Annotated in this window: 19 protein-coding genes; 7 read left to right on the top strand and 12 right to left on the bottom strand. The window is 69.0% G+C overall.

Translation table 11 applies throughout. The features are described 5' to 3' along the window. The first annotated feature begins 154 nt into the window (after positions 1-154). Positions 155-1,453 carry a DivIVA domain-containing protein gene (locus Pka01_RS24440; RefSeq protein ID WP_203885197.1) on the top strand — a complete coding sequence of 433 codons (1,299 nt, stop codon included), beginning with the start codon at positions 155-157 and terminating at the stop codon, positions 1,451-1,453. 122 nt (positions 1,454-1,575) lie between these two features. Here Pka01_RS24440 and Pka01_RS24445 read toward each other — a convergent pair whose 3' ends face one another. The 4 genes from Pka01_RS24445 to Pka01_RS24460 all read right to left on the bottom strand — a co-directional run bounded on the left by Pka01_RS24445 (position 1,576) and on the right by Pka01_RS24460 (position 5,256). Next, entirely contained in the window at positions 1,576-2,346 is a 771-nt protein-coding gene (locus Pka01_RS24445) for an alpha/beta fold hydrolase (protein WP_203885198.1), read from the bottom strand. Between the two features lie 93 nt (positions 2,347-2,439). Then, complete coding sequence (locus Pka01_RS24450; protein ID WP_203885199.1) at positions 2,440-3,144, bottom strand: alpha/beta hydrolase; 705 nt, start codon at positions 3,142-3,144, stop codon at positions 2,440-2,442. Between the two features lie 192 nt (positions 3,145-3,336). Beyond that, positions 3,337-3,654 (bottom strand): Rv1322 family protein, encoded by a 318-nt coding sequence (locus tag Pka01_RS24455; RefSeq protein ID WP_203885200.1) that lies wholly within the window; start codon positions 3,652-3,654, stop codon positions 3,337-3,339. Between the two features lie 93 nt (positions 3,655-3,747). Next, positions 3,748-5,256: a 3-hydroxyacyl-CoA dehydrogenase family protein gene (locus Pka01_RS24460; RefSeq protein WP_203885201.1), complete on the bottom strand. Its 1,509-nt coding sequence runs from the start codon at positions 5,254-5,256 to the stop codon at positions 3,748-3,750. Positions 5,257-5,313: 57 nt separating this feature from the next. On the opposite strand from Pka01_RS24460, the gene nucS reads away from it, so the two are divergent. The 6 genes from nucS to Pka01_RS24490 all read left to right on the top strand — a co-directional run bounded on the left by nucS (position 5,314) and on the right by Pka01_RS24490 (position 10,076). Continuing rightward, positions 5,314-5,988 carry an endonuclease NucS gene (gene nucS / locus Pka01_RS24465; RefSeq protein WP_203885202.1) on the top strand — a complete coding sequence of 225 codons (675 nt, stop codon included), beginning with the start codon at positions 5,314-5,316 and terminating at the stop codon, positions 5,986-5,988. 177 nt (positions 5,989-6,165) lie between these two features. Beyond that, entirely contained in the window at positions 6,166-6,726 is a 561-nt protein-coding gene (locus Pka01_RS24470) for a hypothetical protein (protein ID WP_203885203.1), read from the top strand. A 123-nt stretch (positions 6,727-6,849) separates the two neighbouring features. Beyond that, positions 6,850-7,677: an ABC transporter ATP-binding protein gene (locus tag Pka01_RS24475; protein ID WP_203885204.1), complete on the top strand. Its 828-nt coding sequence runs from the start codon at positions 6,850-6,852 to the stop codon at positions 7,675-7,677. Between the two features lie 126 nt (positions 7,678-7,803). Continuing rightward, positions 7,804-8,601, top strand: a complete 798-nt coding sequence (locus Pka01_RS24480; protein WP_239115262.1) for an ABC transporter permease — start codon at positions 7,804-7,806, stop codon at positions 8,599-8,601. 222 nt (positions 8,602-8,823) lie between these two features. Further along, the gene (locus Pka01_RS24485; RefSeq protein ID WP_239115263.1) at positions 8,824-9,429 is read left to right on the top strand and encodes a TetR/AcrR family transcriptional regulator; all 606 of its coding nucleotides are present in this window, start codon (positions 8,824-8,826) and stop codon (positions 9,427-9,429) included. Between the two features lie 35 nt (positions 9,430-9,464). Beyond that, entirely contained in the window at positions 9,465-10,076 is a 612-nt protein-coding gene (locus Pka01_RS24490) for a cob(I)yrinic acid a,c-diamide adenosyltransferase (RefSeq protein ID WP_203885206.1), read from the top strand. 444 nt (positions 10,077-10,520) lie between these two features. On the opposite strand, the gene Pka01_RS24495 is transcribed toward Pka01_RS24490, so the two are convergent. The 8 genes from Pka01_RS24495 to atpE form a co-directional block, all read right to left on the bottom strand. Then, positions 10,521-10,919 carry a DUF2550 domain-containing protein gene (locus Pka01_RS24495; RefSeq protein ID WP_203885207.1) on the bottom strand — a complete coding sequence of 133 codons (399 nt, stop codon included), beginning with the start codon at positions 10,917-10,919 and terminating at the stop codon, positions 10,521-10,523. A gap of 19 nt (positions 10,920-10,938) precedes the next feature. Then, the gene (locus Pka01_RS24500; protein ID WP_203885208.1) at positions 10,939-11,340 is read right to left on the bottom strand and encodes a F0F1 ATP synthase subunit epsilon; all 402 of its coding nucleotides are present in this window, start codon (positions 11,338-11,340) and stop codon (positions 10,939-10,941) included. Positions 11,341-11,408: 68 nt separating this feature from the next. After that, positions 11,409-12,836, bottom strand: coding sequence for a F0F1 ATP synthase subunit beta (gene atpD, locus Pka01_RS24505; protein ID WP_203885209.1), 1,428 nt, complete (start codon positions 12,834-12,836; stop codon positions 11,409-11,411). A gap of 1 nt (position 12,837) precedes the next feature. Further along, complete coding sequence (locus Pka01_RS24510; protein ID WP_203885210.1) at positions 12,838-13,737, bottom strand: F0F1 ATP synthase subunit gamma; 900 nt, start codon at positions 13,735-13,737, stop codon at positions 12,838-12,840. 3 nt (positions 13,738-13,740) lie between these two features. Beyond that, positions 13,741-15,390, bottom strand: coding sequence for a F0F1 ATP synthase subunit alpha (atpA, locus tag Pka01_RS24515; protein WP_203885211.1), 1,650 nt, complete (start codon positions 15,388-15,390; stop codon positions 13,741-13,743). Positions 15,391-15,414: 24 nt separating this feature from the next. Further along, positions 15,415-16,224, bottom strand: coding sequence for a F0F1 ATP synthase subunit delta (locus Pka01_RS24520; RefSeq protein ID WP_203885212.1), 810 nt, complete (start codon positions 16,222-16,224; stop codon positions 15,415-15,417). Between the two features lie 82 nt (positions 16,225-16,306). After that, positions 16,307-16,855, bottom strand: coding sequence for a F0F1 ATP synthase subunit B (locus Pka01_RS24525; RefSeq protein WP_203885213.1), 549 nt, complete (start codon positions 16,853-16,855; stop codon positions 16,307-16,309). Between the two features lie 28 nt (positions 16,856-16,883). Further along, a complete protein-coding gene (gene atpE / locus Pka01_RS24530; protein ID WP_061296843.1) occupies positions 16,884-17,108 on the bottom strand; it encodes an ATP synthase F0 subunit C in 225 nt (74 codons plus the stop codon). Between the last annotated feature and the right edge of the window lie 57 nt (positions 17,109-17,165).

Consider the following 17,165-nt stretch of genomic DNA (forward strand, 5'->3'; position numbering starts at 1 on the left):
AAGTAGCGCAGAAAGTCGGAGAGGGCCGCCAAGGCAGCGGTGGCGGAGTACGCTGGCGTACCACCGGAGGTGGATGCCCGTGGGCTCCCCGCCTCGGATGTCCGAACCCCCCGTCCGGCCCGTGTAGCCGTCTCGACAACCAGGATCGAGCCTCATGCAGTCCGACATCGACGCCCAGCTCAATAATTTCTTCGAAGACGCCCCTTCTCGGGAATTCGACGTGGTGCTCAGGGGCTATGACCGGCACCAGGTCCACGACCACTTGAAGACGCTCGACACCGAGCTGCGTCAGGCGAGGGAGCAGGTTTCAGGTCTGCAGCGCGACCTGTCCGACTCGCAGCGGCAGCTACAGGAGCAGGAGCGCCCGACCTACTCCGGCCTCGGCGCCCGCATCGAGCAGTTGCTGCGCCTTGCCGAGGAGCAGGCCACCGAGCTCGTGCAGGCGGCCAGGTCCGAGGCGAACGAGATCAAGGCCGCGGCGCGGGTGGACGCAGCCGACCTGCGCGCCGCCGCGGAGAACGAGGCCGCCGAGAAGCGTGCCCTCGCCAACCGCGAGGCCGAGGACATGCGGGGCAACGCCGAGCGCGACGCCGAGGAGATCCGCTCCACCGCCAAGCGCGAGTCCGACGAGCTGACCTCCACGACCGAGCGTGAGGTCGCCAAGCTGCGCGCCACCGCCGACCACGAGGTCGCGGAGAAGCGCGCCGACGCCGAGCGTGAGATCGCCAAGCTGCGCACCACGACCGAGCGTGAGGTCGCCCAGCTCCGCGCGTCCACCAAGCGTGAGCGCGACGAGGTGCTGACCACGGCCAAGCGCCAGGCCGACGAGATGCGCGCCCAGGCGCAGCGTGTGCTCGAGGAGTCCGAGGCCAAGCGGGCCCAGGACGAGGCCGAGTTCGAGATCCAGCTCGCCGCCCGCCGCGAGGACGCCGAGCGGCAGGAGGCCGAGCGGCACGCCACCGCCCAGGCCAACACGCAGAAGCTGGTCGCCGAGGCCGAGCAGCGGGCCGCGACCGCCGAGCAGCGGGCCACCAAGGCCACGCAGCAGGCCGACCAGACCCGCCGCGAGGCGGACACGCACGCCAAGCAGCTGCTGGCGAACGCCCGCAAGAACGCCGACCAGCTCGTCGCCGAGGCGAAGTCGAGCGCCGACTCGATCGTCACCGACGCCAAGAACGAGGCGGAGCGGACGCGGACCTCGATGCAGCGGCAGGTCGACGAGCTCACGCGTCAGCGCGACAGCATCACCAGCCACCTCGCCCAGCTGCGCCAGCTGCTCGGCGGCGCGGCGCTGCCGGGCATGGAGCCCGAGCCCGCTCCGGTCGCGGCTGCTCCGCCGAAGCCGGCCCTGTCGGCCGCGCCCCCGGTCAGCGAGAAGCCGGCCGCGCCGGCGCCCAAGCCGGTCGAGCCCGCCCCCAAGGCGGACGACGACGCCGAATGGTGGCAGGAGTAAAGGTCGGCGCTTTCGGGGAGTAGGCGACGGCTATCACGAAAGGGGCCCGGCGGGATCGTTCCCGCCGGGCCCCTTTCGTGTGCACACCAGTCGGCCTGGCTCCCCGCGGCCGAGCGCCACGCTCAGCGGAGCGACCGGACGAACTCCGCGACGACCGCGTTGAAGGCCTCAGGCTGTTCGATCGCGGACAGGTGCCCGGCCTTCTCTATGACCGTCAGCTTCGCCTCTGGGACGGCCTGAGCCATCGCCTCGGCGTCGGAGGGCGGGGACAGCTCGTCCTCGTCGCCCACGACGACCAGGACCGGCACGTTCAGGGCTCGCAGCGTCTCGAAGGAGTCCGGCCGCCCGGCCATCGCACGCTGGGCCCAGGCCACCGCCCGCGGCGGGGCCGCCTGCACCAGGCCGCGGACCCGTCCGACGACCATGCCCCTGCGCTGTTTGGTGGTCGTGCCGAGCAGGGTCGGCAGGACGTCCTCCAGCAGCACTCCCGCGCCGCCGTTGAGCACCGCGGCGGCGATCCTCTCCCGGTTGGCCCGAGCGGCCTCGGTGTCCGCGCTCGCCTTCGTGTCGGCGAATATCGCGCCCGTCAGCCGGTCAGGATGACGACGGCACAGGGCCATCGTGACGTAACCGCCCATCGACAGGCCGCCGACGACCGCCCGGTCGATGCCTTCGTCGTCGAGCAGCCGGACCACGTCGTCGGCCATCGCGTCGACGGAGGGGTCCTCCTCACCCAGGACGGAACCGCCGAAGCCGCGAAGATCCGGGGTTATCACCCGGCATTCGGAGGCCAGTGCCTCCCGCTGCGCGAGCCACATCGCCGATGAGAGCGGGAAGGCGTGGAGCAGCACGAGGGGGATGCCCCTCCCAGCTGATCGCGAGTAAAGCTGCATCACGTCAAGGTAACCCGCGATCGGCCGCTTGCCATCCTCCCCGCACCGAATCACCCTCAGTGCGATCAGAATCCGGCGGGGAAGTCCGGCGAATCAGACGGCGGTGGGGAGCGGGGCCGCCGACGGGTTGACGCGCTTGACGATCTCGTTCAGCACGATCCGGACGTACGGCTCGCCGACCCACAGGTGCTTGGCGCCCTCGACCCCGACGACCTCGGCCTGGGGAACGCGGCTGAAGCGCTGCTCGGCCTCCTCTGGACGCAGGTAGTCGTCGAACTCGGGCACCAGCGCGACCAGGGGCCGGCCGAATTCCGCCCAGGCGTCGAGGTCGGCGTCTGTGGCCCGGCGGAGCGGGGGCGACAAGAGGATCGCCCCCTGGACGAGGGGGTCACGCCCCCATTTCAGGGCCAACTCGGTGCCGAACGACCAGCCGACCAGCCAGGGACGCGGCAGGTCGTGGAAGTCCGCGTACTCCAGCGCCGCGGCCACGTCGAACCGCTCGCCCTCCCCCTCGTCGAACGCCCCCTGGGACGTGCCGCGATCGGAGGTCGTCCCGCGGGTGTTGAAGCGCAGAACGGCCAGGTCGGCGAGGGCCGGCAGCCGATAGGACGCCTTACGCAGGACGTGGCTGTCCATCATGCCGCCGTGCGTCGGAAGGGGGTGCAGGCATATCAGGGTGGCGGCGGGCGAGCCGCCCTCCGGCAGCGCGAGTTCTCCCACCAGCGTCAGACCGTCGGCCGTGTTCAGCTCGATGTCCTCCCGCTTGGCGGGCAGGACCGTCGACGCCCTGATGTCCATCCCAACCCCTCCAGCGTGATCATGCACAAGTTCTCCCACAGTATCCCCGACCACCCATTCCTCCCGCCGTGATCATGCACAGCCTCGGCGCCGTCCCGCCTGACCTGGCCACCCACCCTCCGTGATCATGCACGGATTCGGAGACATCCCCGCCGACCAGGGCGTATGCCGTACGTGATCATGCACGTGCCTTCAATAGCGATTGCGCCCGGGACCTCGATTCGCCCGGTTCCTCCAGCAGGCCGTGTGCCAGTGCCGCCGCTCCTCCTCGCCTCCGGGCCAGGCGGGCCAGCTCACGATGTGCGGCACGCCGGACCGGATCTCCTGCTCGCAGCCGGGACACCGGTAGGCCTTACCGAGGGCCGGGCCGGACACGTTCCGCACCACCCAGTCGCCGTCCGGCGCGGTCTCCACCCGGTCCACGCCGGGCACCGACTCGATCGGCCGTCCGGCCCCACGGCCGTCGGGGCGCTCGAACGGCCCGCGGCGGCGGGCACGACGGGGGCTCAAGGCGACAGTCCTCCTCGGGGGGGCGGGTCCTGCGAGAGATCACCTGACACACGACAAAACGGCATATCCCCCCACATTGTTTCAGGCCCCCGGTCAGCGCGCGTACGAGCGGAATCCCGGCACGCCGGCCGTCACGAGCTGGTCGAGCAGCGGAGCCGGGGCGAACGACGGCTCTCTGTACTCGGCGTAGAGCGCGCGCAGGCCGTCCCTGACCCTCTCCAGCCCGATGGCGTCGAGCATCTCGAACGGCCCGGCGGGATGACCGCAGCCCAGCCTCATCGCGTCGTCGATCTCCGCCGCCGTCGCATAGCCCGAGTCCAGCATGCGGACCGCGTCGTTGAGATAGGGGTACAGCAGCGCGTCGACGACCATCTCGGCCCGGTCACCGCACCGCACCGGCGTTCGCGTGAGCACGGTCACCAGATCCTGTACGGCTACCGCGACCTCCTCGGACGTCAGGACGGTCGAGGCCACCTCGGCCACCCGGTCCCCGACCAGATGCAGGCCGACGAGCCGTTCGGGATGCGGGAGCCGTACGGCGAGTTCGACGACGGGCCGGTCGGAGAGCGCGACGACCACGTCGGCGTCGGCCACCGGAGTGAGATCGGATCTCTCCGCGACCGTCGCCTTGAACCCGGCGGCGTCGAGGTCGGCGACCAGGCGGGCCACCTCGGGCCCGCTGCCGACGATGCCCACCATCGACACCGGGGCCCTGGGGCCGGACTCCGGCACCGTGGGCGTGCCGTCGGCGTAGGAGTAGAAGCCCCGTCCCGTCTTCCGGCCGAGCAACCCCGCCGTGACGAACTCGCGCAACACGGGGGCCGGCGCGTGGCGGCGGTCCCTGCTCTCGCGGAACAACACCTCACACACCTCGTACGACGTGTCGAGACCGATGAGGTCCAGCAGCGCGAAGGGGCCCATGGGCAGGCCGAGGCCCAGCTTCATCGCCGCGTCGATGTCGTCGCGGGAGGCGAGTCCCGATTCGAGCAGGCCGCACGCGTGGTTGAGATAGCCGAGCAGCAGCCGGTTGACCACGAACCCCGCCCGGTCCCCGACCGTCACGGGGGTCTTGCCGAGCCGCCTGGCGAGGCCGGCGATCTCGCCGGCGAGGCCCTCCCCGGTCACGACGGTGCTGATCACCTCGACCAGCCTCATGACCGGCGCCGGGTTGAAGAAGTGCATGCCGACCACCTGCGCGGGGCGGGAGGTGGTGGCGGCGATGGCGGTCACGGAGAGGGAGGAGGTGTTGGTGGCGAGCACGGCGGACGGCTTGCAGACGCGGTCGAGATCCGCGAACAGCCCCCGCTTGAACTCCATGATCTCGGGGATCGCCTCGACGACGAGGTCGGCGTCCGCCAGGTCCTCCCGGGACGTGGTGACGGTGATCCGGCCGAGGAGGGCGGACTGCTGCTCGGCGGTCATCCTGTCCCTCGCGACGGCCCTGGCCGTGGAGGTCTCCAGGTGCCCGCGGCCCCTCTCGAGGGCCGCCTCGTCCGCCTCGACGCCGATCACGCTCATCTCCGCACGGGCGAACACCTCCGCGATGCCCGCACCCATGGTCCCGAGCCCGACCACACCGACCGTCTCGAACGTCCGAGTCATGCAGCCAGTTTCCCAGAGTGCCTCGTCACGGCCTCAGGCCCGGTAGGGTTGGCGCCCATGCGGCTGGTCATCGCGCGGTGCAGCGTCGACTACGTGGGACGGCTGACGGCCCATCTTCCGATGGCGCCGCGGCTCATCCTGATCAAGGCGGACAGTTCGGTGTCCATTCATGCGGACGACCGGGCCTTCAAGCCACTCAACTGGATGAATCCGCCGTGCAAGATCCGCGAGGAGGACATCGACGGATCGCTCACGTGGTCGGTGATCCACGGCAAGACCGGCGAGAAGCTCGTGCTGACGATCGAGGAGATCCTCCACGACTCGAGTCACGAGCTCGGCATCGATCCCGGCCTGCAGAAGGACGGCGTCGAGGCCCATCTCCAGGAGTTGCTGGCCGAGCACATCACCACGCTCGGGGACGGCTGGACGCTGGTGCGCCGCGAGTACATGACGGCGATCGGCCCGGTCGACATCCTCTGCCGCGACCACCTCGGCGGCAGCGTCGCCGTCGAGATCAAACGCCGCGGCGACATCGACGGCGTCGAGCAGCTCACCCGTTATCTGGAACTGCTCAACCGGGATCCCCGGCTGGCGCCGGTCAAGGGCATCTTCGCCGCCCAGGAGATCAAGCCCCAGGCCAGGGTGCTCGCGGCGGACCGGGGCATCGACTGCGTCATCCTCGACTACGACGGCCTTCGGGGCATCGAACCGGAGAACCCCACTCTCTTCTGAACGCCCGGCCGGAGGGGTTATCGTTGGGGCGGCGTCGATCCAACGCCCAACCTCCTTCGACCCTCCCCGGCAGGGCCGCCTCGTGGAGCAAAGGGGACTCGCTCCTCGGATCGCTGGTCATTCACCCGCCACAGGGTTCCTCGCCGGGGGTCGAGCCTGTGTGGTGCCGAGGGTCCGATGACAGCGAACAAGCACTTCAAGCGTCGTGTCCGAGAACGCGCCCGCCGTACGGGCGAGTCCTACACCGCTGCTCTGAGGAACCTTCGGCGCATCGACGCCGAGGAGCGGCAGATGGAATGGCAGCGCATCGAGAAGGCCGAGTACGGCTATGCCGTGCACGTCCCGGACGACTGGGACGAGCGGCCGCCCAACCTGAAGAACAGCCCCTGGGAGACCGCCCGCTTCGGGCAGCCGTCCGACCGCAGGCACAGCATGATCGTCTTTCGGGGGCCGGGACGGCCCGGCATGACCCCGGCCGACGTCGCCGAGCTCGTCCAGGGCACCCTGGCGGCCTCCGGCTTCGGCGACTTCGTCATCTCTGACGCCGACCTGTCCGGGCGGCGGGCCGCCCGGCTCGACTGCGCCAGGCACGACGCGGGCCGGGTGTGGGCGGTCCGCGAGTACTTCGTCGTCGATGACGGGGTGCGTTTCTGCCTGGGCCTCGGGTCGTCCGTGCCGGACGAGGACGACGCCCTGTTCACGGCCATGGCGGAACGGTTCGAGATCCTCGGCGCCTGACCGTCCTCAGCTCCCGGCCGGCGGCTCCCTCGCCTGCCGGGAGCGCCTTCCCTCGTACGGAGGAGTGGCGATTCATCCTCTTTGGGGGTGACGGGACGGCCGTAGATCAACCAATCTGTAGGCATGACACACGCCATTCAGGTGCGCGGGCTGACGAAGCGCTACAGCGGCGTCGAGGCGGTCGCCGGAATCGACCTGGAGATCGAACAGGGCGAGGTGTTCGCCATCCTCGGTCCCAACGGAGCGGGCAAGTCCACGACGGTCGAGATCCTCGAGGGCTACCGCAAGCGGGACTCCGGAGAGGTGAGCGTGCTCGGCGCCGACCCCGGACGGCCCACCCGGCAATGGCGCTCCCGGATCGGCATCGTCCTGCAGACGAACGAGGACGCCCCCGAACTGACCGTCCGCGAGATCATGCGGCTGTACGCGACGTACTATCCGTCGCCCCGCGACCCGGACGACGTCATCGAGATGGTGGGGCTCACAGAGAGCGCCCACAAGCGTGTCCGTCAACTCTCCGGCGGCCAGCGGCGACGGGTCGACGTGGCGCTCGGCGTCGTCGGCAGACCTGAGTTGCTGTTCCTCGACGAGCCGACCACGGGTTTCGACCCCGAGTCCCGGCGGCGCTTCTGGGACCTGATCTCGGGCCTGGCGCACGACGGCACCACGATCGTGCTGACCACCCACTACCTCGAGGAGGCCGAGACGCTGGCCGACCGCGTCGCGGTGATCGCCCAGGGGAAGATCGTCGCATTGGGCGATCCGGCGACCCTGGGCGGCCGGGCGACGGCCAAGGCCCGGGTGAGCTGGGCGGGCGGCTCGACAGAGACGGACACCCCGACGAAGACCGTGCTGGAGCTCAGTGAGCGCTTCGAGGGCGAGATCCCCGAACTCGCCGTCGTACGCCCGTCGCTGGAGGACATCTACCTCCGCCTGATCGAGCCCTCCTGATCCGGCCCGTCGACCGCCGGCACGGGCCGGCGAACGGACATCATCCCCACCACGCGATCGAGGCCCCCCATGGCTGAAACAGTCGAAACCACTGGCACGCCCCCTGCAGCCGTCGTCTCCGCACCGATGCCGTCTACCGTCAGGGTGGGCGTCGCCAGGGCGGTCGTGGAGACGAAGATGTTCTTCCGGGAGAAGGACGCGGTCGTGTTCACGTTCGCCTTCCCGATCGTCCTGCTCGTCCTGTTCGGCTCCATCTTCGCCGGAGATCTGGAAGGCACCGGCGTCACCGTCTCCCAGCTCTACACGGCGGGCCTGATCGGCGCGGGCGTCATGGGCGCCGGCTTCCAGAGCCTCGGGATCGGCATCGCGACCGAGCGTCAGGACGGCACGCTCAAGCGACTGGCGGGCACGCCGATGCCGCCCAGCGCCTATTTCTTCGGCAAGGTCCTCGTCGTTCTGATCATCGCGCTCCTCGAAGTGGTCATCCTCCTGGCCATCGGCGTCACGATGTACGACCTCGACCTGCCCTCCGAGGTATCGAAGTGGGTGACGTTCACCTGGGTGTTCGTGCTGGGCGTCTCGGGCTCGGCGCTGCTCGGCATCGCGGCCAGCAGCCTGCCGAGGTCGGCCAAGAGCGCCGCCGCCGTGATCAGCATGCCCTTCGTGGTCCTGCAGTTCATCTCCGGGGTGTTCATCCCCTTCACGGCGATGCCCCCGTGGCTGACGAACATCGCGTCGGTCTTCCCGCTCAAGTGGATGTGCCAGGGCTTCCGCTCGGTCTTCCTCGGTGACGGCGGAGCCGCCCTGGAAGCGGCCAAGTCCTACGAACTGGATCGTGTCGCCCTGGTCCTCACCGCCTGGCTGATCGGAGGCGTCGTGTTGTGCCTGACGACGTTCCGCTGGAAGAACCGCCGCGACGGTTGATCGCGAGCGCCGGGCCCACCTGACCCGCCCGATGAAGGCCACCACGATGTGTGGTCGGGGCGACGCGGACCGGTCACGACAGAGTGACCGGTTTATCCGGATGTCAAGCCTTCTGGCCTCCTCGGCATATACGGAAAGTGCCCGTTTCATGGCACTTCCGCATAAAGGATCTTGCCTTCATAATGGGGGATTCCGGGGGGTATGACGGCGCGAGGTGGAACATTGACGGGACGTGACTACCGCGGCATGTCCGCCGCGGAGCGGCTCGCCGACCGTAGGGAACGGCTGATATCGGCGGCCTACACCCTCTTCGCCCACCCGGGGTTCCACGCCACGACCATCGAGAAGCTGTGCACCACCGCGCGCATCTCCAACCGGGCCTTCTACGAGTGCTTCTCCAGCCGCGAAGATCTGATGCACGCGGTCTACTACCGCTGCGTGGAGGAGACACTCACCTCGGTCAACCAGGCCATCGACAAGGCCCCGCCGACGTTGGACGAGCGGATCGTCGCCGGCATCGCCGAGTACGTCAGATTCGTCACCAGGGACGTCCGGCGTGCCCGTGTCATGCACCTGGAGGTGCGCCGGGCCGGAAACGTCCTGACCGCCGCCCGCCAGCACACGGTGAAGGCGTTCTCGGAGATCATCGAAGGGGTGGTCCAGGACGTGCCGCGGCGCCACCCCCTCGACACGCACCTGCTGGCCCTCGGCCTGATCGGAGCGATCACGGAGTTGCTGATCGAGTGGGTGCTCGCCGACCCCGCCCCGCCCACCGACAAGGTGATCGACGCCGCCGTGCACATCTTCCGCTGCGCCTTTGCCGCGTGAGCGATCCCGGCGTGGACCTGGTTACGCTGAACCACATGACGCGAGCCGATGACGACAAGCCGGTCGTGCTGTCGAAGATCTACACCCGGACGGGTGACGACGGGACGACCACTCTCGGCGACATGAGCCGGACCAGCAAGACCGACCCTCGCCTCGCCGCCTACGCCGACGTCGAGGAGGCCAACGCCGCCATCGGCGTCGCCATCTCCGTCGGCGCCGCCTTCCCCGGCGTCCGCGGCCTCCCGGACGACGTCGTCATGGTCCTGACCCGGGTGCAGAACGAACTCTTCGACGTGGGGGCCGACCTCTGCACGCCGGTGACGGAGAACCCGGAGTTCCCCCCGCTGCGCGTGGAGGAGACCTACATCGCGTGGCTGGAGGAGCAGTGCGACCGGTTCAACGCGTCGCTGAAGCCGTTGCGCAGTTTCGTCCTGCCCGGAGGCGCCCCCGCCACCGCGTTCCTCCACGTCGCCCGCACGGTCGTACGGCGTGCGGAACGGACGACCTGGTCGGCGCTCGAGGCGCACGACGACGTCAACCCGCTGGCCGCCAAGTACCTGAACCGGCTCTCCGACCTGCTGTTCATCCTCTGCCGGTTCGTCGCGGCCGGCGACGAGATCCTCTGGAAGCCCGGGGGCAGCGTTTGATTACTGTGTTTGATTGCGCTCGCTCCGCTCGCGCGTGCTCCGGGCGCCCTGCTTACTTGCCTCGCCTCCGGCTCGGCGGGCTCGGGGCGCCCTAGAGGCGGCGTCTTCCCTCGTCGTTCGGGGTCGCTCGTTCCTCGCTCCCCGCTCACTCCTCAGTCCAGACACCGCCGCGCCCCTCGCGTGACGGTCGCGCACCGCAGGTCAGTCTCCGTTCACTCGTGACGTCCAGGGGCACGAGCAAGGACGCGGGAACCCATGTCGACCATGAGCAACATGGAACGCGAGGGACGCGGCCGGGATCTGGACTGAGGAACGCCCGCAGCGAGGAACGAGTGAGGACGTGACGAGGGTTGCGTTCATGGCGCGCCTCCGGCACGACCCAGCGGCCTAAAGGGCGCCCCGAGCCCGCCGAGCCGAAGGCGAGGCAATCAAGCGCAGAGCCATTTATACGGCGTCGAGGTGGGCGCTGGGTGGGGCCGACTCCAGCCAGGCGAGGAAGCCGGTCAGCGCGTCCTCACTCATGGCGAGCGAGAGCGGACCCCGTTCGGCTGAGCACACGACCGCCCAGTACCCGGCCGGGCCTTCGCCGGACGCCAGCCGCCTTCTGCTGGAAACAGTGAGGCCGCGCCTCGCAATCGCGTGGCGCGGCCTCAGTCGCAGTCCGATGAAGGGGATCCAGTGGAGTTCTCCCCCGACGTAGCGGGCTACTCCGATTTGCCAGGCCCGGTCCCCCAGGCGTACTCGACAGACGACACTGCCCCGGCTCCGAGCCAGGGCGATGCCGCGAAACAGCAGGAGTGCGGCCACAGCACAGACGCTCACAAGAATCGTCAGCGCCGCCATCGCCGCCCCCCTTACAAGATCAGACCTCTTCGCCGGCCGCACGCAGCCGGGCGGCGGCACGCTTGGCTTCCAGCCGTGCGTCCGCGTCTTCCTGATCGGCCTCGATCGACGCCTGAGCACGCTGCAGGGCGTCCTTGGCGGCCGCGACATCGACCTCCGAGCCCAGCTCGGCGGCCTCCGCCAGCACCGACACGTCGTTGTCCGCGACGGAGAGGAAGCCACCGTGCACGGCCGCGACGAGGTCGGACTCGCTGTCGCGCTTGACGCGGAGCACCCCGCCCTCGACGAGGACGCCGAGAACCGGAGCGTGTCCCGGCATAATACCGATCTCGCCGTCGACGGTCTTGGCAATCACCATGTCGGCTTCGCCCGACCAGATTTCACGTTCCGGCGATACGACGCCTACGCGAAGCTTTGCCACTTCTCAGCTCCTCCTTCCAAGGAGACACGAGACGCCGGTACGGCAGGCCGTACCGGCGTCCCGGGCGACTAGCGCTCGAGTTCCTTCGCCTTGGCGATGGCCTGCTCGATGCCGCCGACCATGAAGAACGCCTGCTCGGGCAGGTGGTCGTACTCACCCGCGCACAGGCCCTTGAAGGAGGCGATGGTCTCGTCCAGCGGGACGAACTCGCCGGGCTGCCCGGTGAACGCCTCGGCGGCGTACATCGGGTGGGACAGGAAACGCTCGATCCGGCGGGCCCGCTGAACGGTGACCTTGTCCTCTTCGGAGAGCTCGTCGATACCGAGGATCGCGATGATGTCCTGCAGTTCCTTGTACTTCTGCAGGATCCGCTTGGTCTCCTGGGCCACCGCGTAGTGCTCCTCCCCGATGACCACGGGGTCGAGGATGCGCGAGGAGGAGTCGAGCGGGTCCACCGCGGGGTAGATGCCCTTCTCCGAGATGGGCCGCGAGAGCACGGTCTGCGCGTCGAGGTGCGCGAACGCGTTGTGCGGCGCCGGGTCGGTGATGTCGTCGGCGGGAACGTAGATCGCCTGCATCGAGGTGATCGAGTGTCCACGCGTCGAGGTGATGCGCTCCTGCAGCACACCCATCTCGTCGGCCAGGGTGGGCTGGTAACCCACCGCGGACGGCATGCGGCCGAGGAGGGTGGAGACCTCCGAGCCCGCCTGGGTGAACCGGAAGATGTTGTCGATGAACAGAAGCACGTCCTGCTTCTGCACGTCGCGGAAGTACTCCGCCATCGTCAGCGCGGACAGCGCGACGCGAAGACGCGTGCCCGGAGGCTCGTCCATCTGGCCGAAGACGAGCGCGGTGTCCTTGAGGACGTTCGCCTCCTCCATCTCCAGCCAGAGGTCGTTGCCCTCACGGGTACGCTCGCCGACGCCCGCGAACACCGAGGTGCCCGAGAACTTCAGCGCGACTCGGCGGATCATCTCCTGGATGAGGACGGTCTTGCCGACGCCCGCGCCGCCGAACAGGCCGATCTTGCCACCCTTGACGTACGGCGTGAGCAGGTCGATGACCTTGATGCCCGTGGGCAGCATCTCCGTACGCGCCTCGAGCTGGTCGAACGGCGGCGACGGACGGTGGATGCCCCACTTCTCGTTGACCTCGAGCGAGGCCTTGGGCACGTCGAGCGGCTCGCCCAGGGCGTTCCACACGTGGCCCTTGACGATGTCGCCCACCGGCACCGAGATCGGCGCCCCGGTGTCGGTGACGGCCGCGCCGCGCACGACGCCGTCGGTCGGCTGCATCGAGATGGCCCGGACCATGTTGTCGCCCAGGTGCTGGGCGACCTCGAGGGTCAGGGTCTTGGTCTCCTCGCCGAGGGTGACGTCAACGGTGAGGGCGTTGTAGATGTCCGGCATGTCTTCGACGGAGAACTCCACGTCGACGACAGGACCGGTGACGCGGGCGACACGGCCCACGCTGGTCTCAACAGTCTGTGCGGTCATATCACTCTTTCCCCGCTGCGGCGTCAGCGAGCGCGTTCGCGCCACCGACGATCTCGCTGATTTCCTGGGTGATCTCGGCCTGGCGAGCCTGGTTCATCTGGCGGGTGAACACGGAGATGAGCTCGTTGGCGTTGTCGGTCGCGGACTTCATCGCCCGGCGCCGGGCGGCGTGCTCGGAGGCAGCCGACTGGAGCAGCGCGTTGAAGATCCGCGATTCGATGTAGCGCGGCAGAAGGGAGTCGAGCACGTCACCAGCCGTGGGCTCGAACTCGTAGTACGGCATCACGGTCTCCGGCGTCGCCTCGGTCTCCTCGACCTCCAGCGGCAGGATCCGCTTGACGACGACCTCCTGCGTCAACATCGAGACGAACTCGGTGTAGACGACGTGGATCTCGTCGATGCCGTCGGCCTCCTTGAAGGAGGAGATGAGCGCGTCGGCGATCTCCTTGGCGTGGCCGTACGACGGGTTGTCGGAGAACCCGTCCCACTCGCCGGACATCTCGCGGCTGCGGAACCGGTGCCACGTGATGCCCTTGCGGCCCACCACGAAGGGCTTCACCTCGAGGCCGCGCCCGGACAGGTGCGCCTTCAGCGCCTCCGCCTCACGCAGCACGTTGGCGTTGAAGCCGCCGCAGAACCCCCGGTCACTCGTCACGATGAGCACGCCGGCCGTGGCCGGCTGCTCCTTCGCGACGGTCAGCGGGTGGTCCACGCTGGAGGTGTTCGACAGGACCGCCGACACCGCATGCGTGATCTCACGCTCGTACGGCACGGCCGCGTGCATCCGCTGCTGCGCCTTGACGATGCGCGACGAGGCGATCAGCTCCTGCGCGCGGGTGATCTTCGCCGTGGACTTGACCGACTTGATCCTCCGCCGCAGCAGTCTCAGCTGGGCACCCATACGCTACTTCTTCTCGGTCGGGCGGACGTGCTTGACGATCTTCTCCTGACGAACCTCGTCCGCCGCGAGCGCCTCAACCGGGACGTCCTTGACCAGGAGCTCGCCGCTCGAGGTCGTGAAGCCCTTCTTGAACTCGCCGATCGCGTCCTTGAGCGTCGTGACCGTGTCGTCGGACAGGTCCTTCGTCTCACGGATGCCGTCGAGCACACCCTTGTGCTGGCTGGACAGGTAGTCGATGAACTCGGTCTCGAAGCGCCGGATGTCCTCGATCGGCACGTCGTCGAGCTCGCCGGTCGTGCCGGACCACACCGAGACGACCTGCTTCTCGACGGCGAACGGGCTGTACTGAGCCTGCTTGAGCAGCTCGACCAGCCGGCTGCCCCGCTCCAGCTGAGCGCGGGACGCCGCGTCCAGGTCGGAGGCGAAGGCCGCGAAGGCCTCGAGGTCGCGGTACTGCGACAGCGACAGACGCAGCGTGCCGGCGACCTTGCGCATCGCCTTGATCTGCGCCGAACCACCGACTCGGGAAACCGAGACACCGACGTTGATGGCGGGGCGGACGCCCGCGTTGAACAGGTCGGTCTCCAGGAAGCACTGACCGTCGGTGATGGAGATCACGTTGGTCGGGATGAACGCGGAGACGTCGTTGCCCTTCGTCTCGACGATCGGCAGACCGGTCATGGACCCGCCGCCCATGTCGTCGGAGAGCTTGGCGCAGCGCTCCAGCAGACGCGAGTGCAAGTAGAAGACGTCACCGGGGAACGCCTCACGGCCCGGCGGGCGGCGCAGCAGCAGGGACACCGAACGGTAGGCGTCCGCCTGCTTCGTGAGGTCGTCGAAGATGATGAGCACGTGCTTGCCCTGGTACATCCAGTGCTGCCCGATGGCGGAACCGGTGTAGGGGGCGACGTACTTGAAGCCGGCCGGGTCGGACGCGGGGGCGGCGACGATGGTGGTGTACTCCATCGCCCCCTGCTCCTCGAGGCGACCCTTGACCTGCGCGATCGTGGAACCCTTCTGGCCGACCGCGACGTAGATGCAGCGGACCTGCTTCTCCGGGTCGCCGGAGAGCCAGTTCTCCTTCTGGTTCAGGATGGTGTCCACGGCGATCGCGGTCTTGCCGGTGCCGCGGTCACCGATGATCAGCTGACGCTGACCGCGGCCGATCGGCGTCATGGCGTCGATCGCCTTGAGGCCGGTCTGCAGCGGCTGCTTCACGGGCTGGCGCTGGACCACGGAGGGGGCCTGCAGCTCGAGGGCACGACGGCCCTCGGCCTCGATGGCGCCCTTGCCGTCCAGCGGGTTGCCCAGGGGGTCGACGACGCGCCCCAGGAAGTTGTCACCGACGGGGACCGACAGGATCTCGCCGGTGCGGCGAACCTGCTGCCCCTCCTCGATCTTGCTGAAGTCACCCAGGACGACCACACCGATGTCCCGGACGTCCAGGTTCAGCGCCAGGCCACGCGTGCCGTCCTCGAACTCGACCAGCTCGTTGGCCATCGCCGAGGGCAGGCCGGAGACATGGGCGATGCCGTCGCCTGCGTCGGCGACGGTCCCGATCTCCTCGCGCGCGGCACCTTCCGGCTCGTACGCCTGGACGAAGCGCTCAAGCGCGTCCCGGATCTCGTCCGGCCGGATCGTAAGCTCCGCCATCTCTCTTTCGTCTCCCTATTCGCCTCAGCCGGCCAACCGGCGGCGGACTTCTTCGATACGTCCAGCGATGGTGGTGTCGATGAGGTCGTCTCCGATCTTGACGGAGAACCCTCCGAGCACCTCCGGGTCCACCTCGACGTTCAGGTGGACGTCGCGCCCGTACGTGGCTCGCAACGAGGCGGCGAGCCGCTGCTTTTGCGCCTCGGACAGCGGGACGGCACTGCGAACGACGCCGACCAGGCGCTCGCGCGTCCTGGCGACGATCCAGCCGAACTCCTCCAGGCCCGTCTCCAGGCTACGTCCCCGCGGGTGCACGACCAGTTGCGTCACCAGACGGAGAGTGGAGGGCGCGACCTTGCCGCCGATGAGACCGGCGAGCAGCTCCTGCTTGCGCTCCCCCGGGATCGCGGCGTCGACCAGCGCGCGCCGCAGCTCGGGGTTGGCCGACAGGATCCGCCCGAAGCGGAACAGTTCGTCCTCGACGTCGTCGAGCTTGCCCGCCGACTCGGCCTCGGCCGCGGCGGCGGTGACACCGACACGCTCGACGGCGTCTGCCACGTCGCCGGACCGCGACCACTTGGCGCGGACCGCGGCGACGGCGACCTCAAGAGCGGCCTCGACGACCTTCCCCTGGAGCAGGCCACGGACGGCCTGCTCCTTCTGCTCGGCGGGACGCGCCGGGTCGGAGAGGTTCCGCCGGAGCCCGTGCTCCCGATCGAGCAGATCGGCGACGGCGAACAGCTCCTCGGCCAGTCCGCCGAGGTCGGCGGACGCCGCGACGGCGTTGAACCGCTCCTCGACCTCCGCCAACGCGGTCCTGCTCAGACCCCTCATCTGTCACTCACCGCTTCTCGTCCGGCCACGCCGGAGACGCGCTCCGACGAGGCGAAGCACACCGAACCGGCTCGGCCCGACATCAGCGGACCGCTTCCGGACGGGCCTCGAGCTCCTCGAGGAACCGGTCGATCGTGCGGCGCTGACGGGCCTCGTCCTCCAGCGACTCACCGACGATGCGGCCGGCGAGTTCGACCGACAACCGGCCGATCTCGGCACGCAGCTGGGCGACCGCGTGCTGGCGGTCGGCCTCGATCTGCGCGTGGGCGGCCTCGACAAGGCGGCGTGCCTCGGCCTGGGCCTCCTCACGGAGCTCGGCCTTGATCTGGGCGCCCTGCTCGCGCGCCTCTTCACGCAGCCGGGCCGCCTCCTGGCGGGCCTCCGCCAGCTGGGTCCGGTACTGCTCCAGGGTCTGCTGAGCTTCGGCCTGAAGGTCCTCCGCCTTCTTGATCCCGCCCTCGATCACCTCGGTCCGCTCAGCCAGTGTCTTCTGGATGCGCGGGGTGAGGATCTTGCCGACGACGAGGAAGACGACGAGGAAGGCGAAGCTGCCGACGACCAGCTCGGCGGCATGCGGAAGCAGCGGGTTCTGCGCTTCCTCAGCCGCTAGGAGCGAAGCTGCCAAAGTCATGGGTGCAGCCTTCCGTCAGAGTGTTACGTCAGCCGTAGATGAAGGGCGCGACGAGGCCGATGAGGGCCAGCGCCTCGGTCAGAACGAAGCCCAGCAGCATGTTCTGCCGGATGAGGCCGTACGCCTCGGGCTGGCGCGCGATGGCCTGCACGCCCTGACCGAAGATGATGCCCACGCCGATGCCGGGGCCGATGGCGGCAAGACCGTAACCGATGGCGCCGATGTTGCCGGAGACCTCAGCGAGAACGCTCATTGCTGTTTTCCTTTACTGGTCGGCCGGTGAGTCCTTCACCGGTCTGGACTACGTCAG

This window comes from Planotetraspora kaengkrachanensis (assembly GCF_016862895.1).
Taxonomy (GTDB): Bacteria; Actinomycetota; Actinomycetes; order Streptosporangiales; family Streptosporangiaceae; genus Planotetraspora; species Planotetraspora kaengkrachanensis.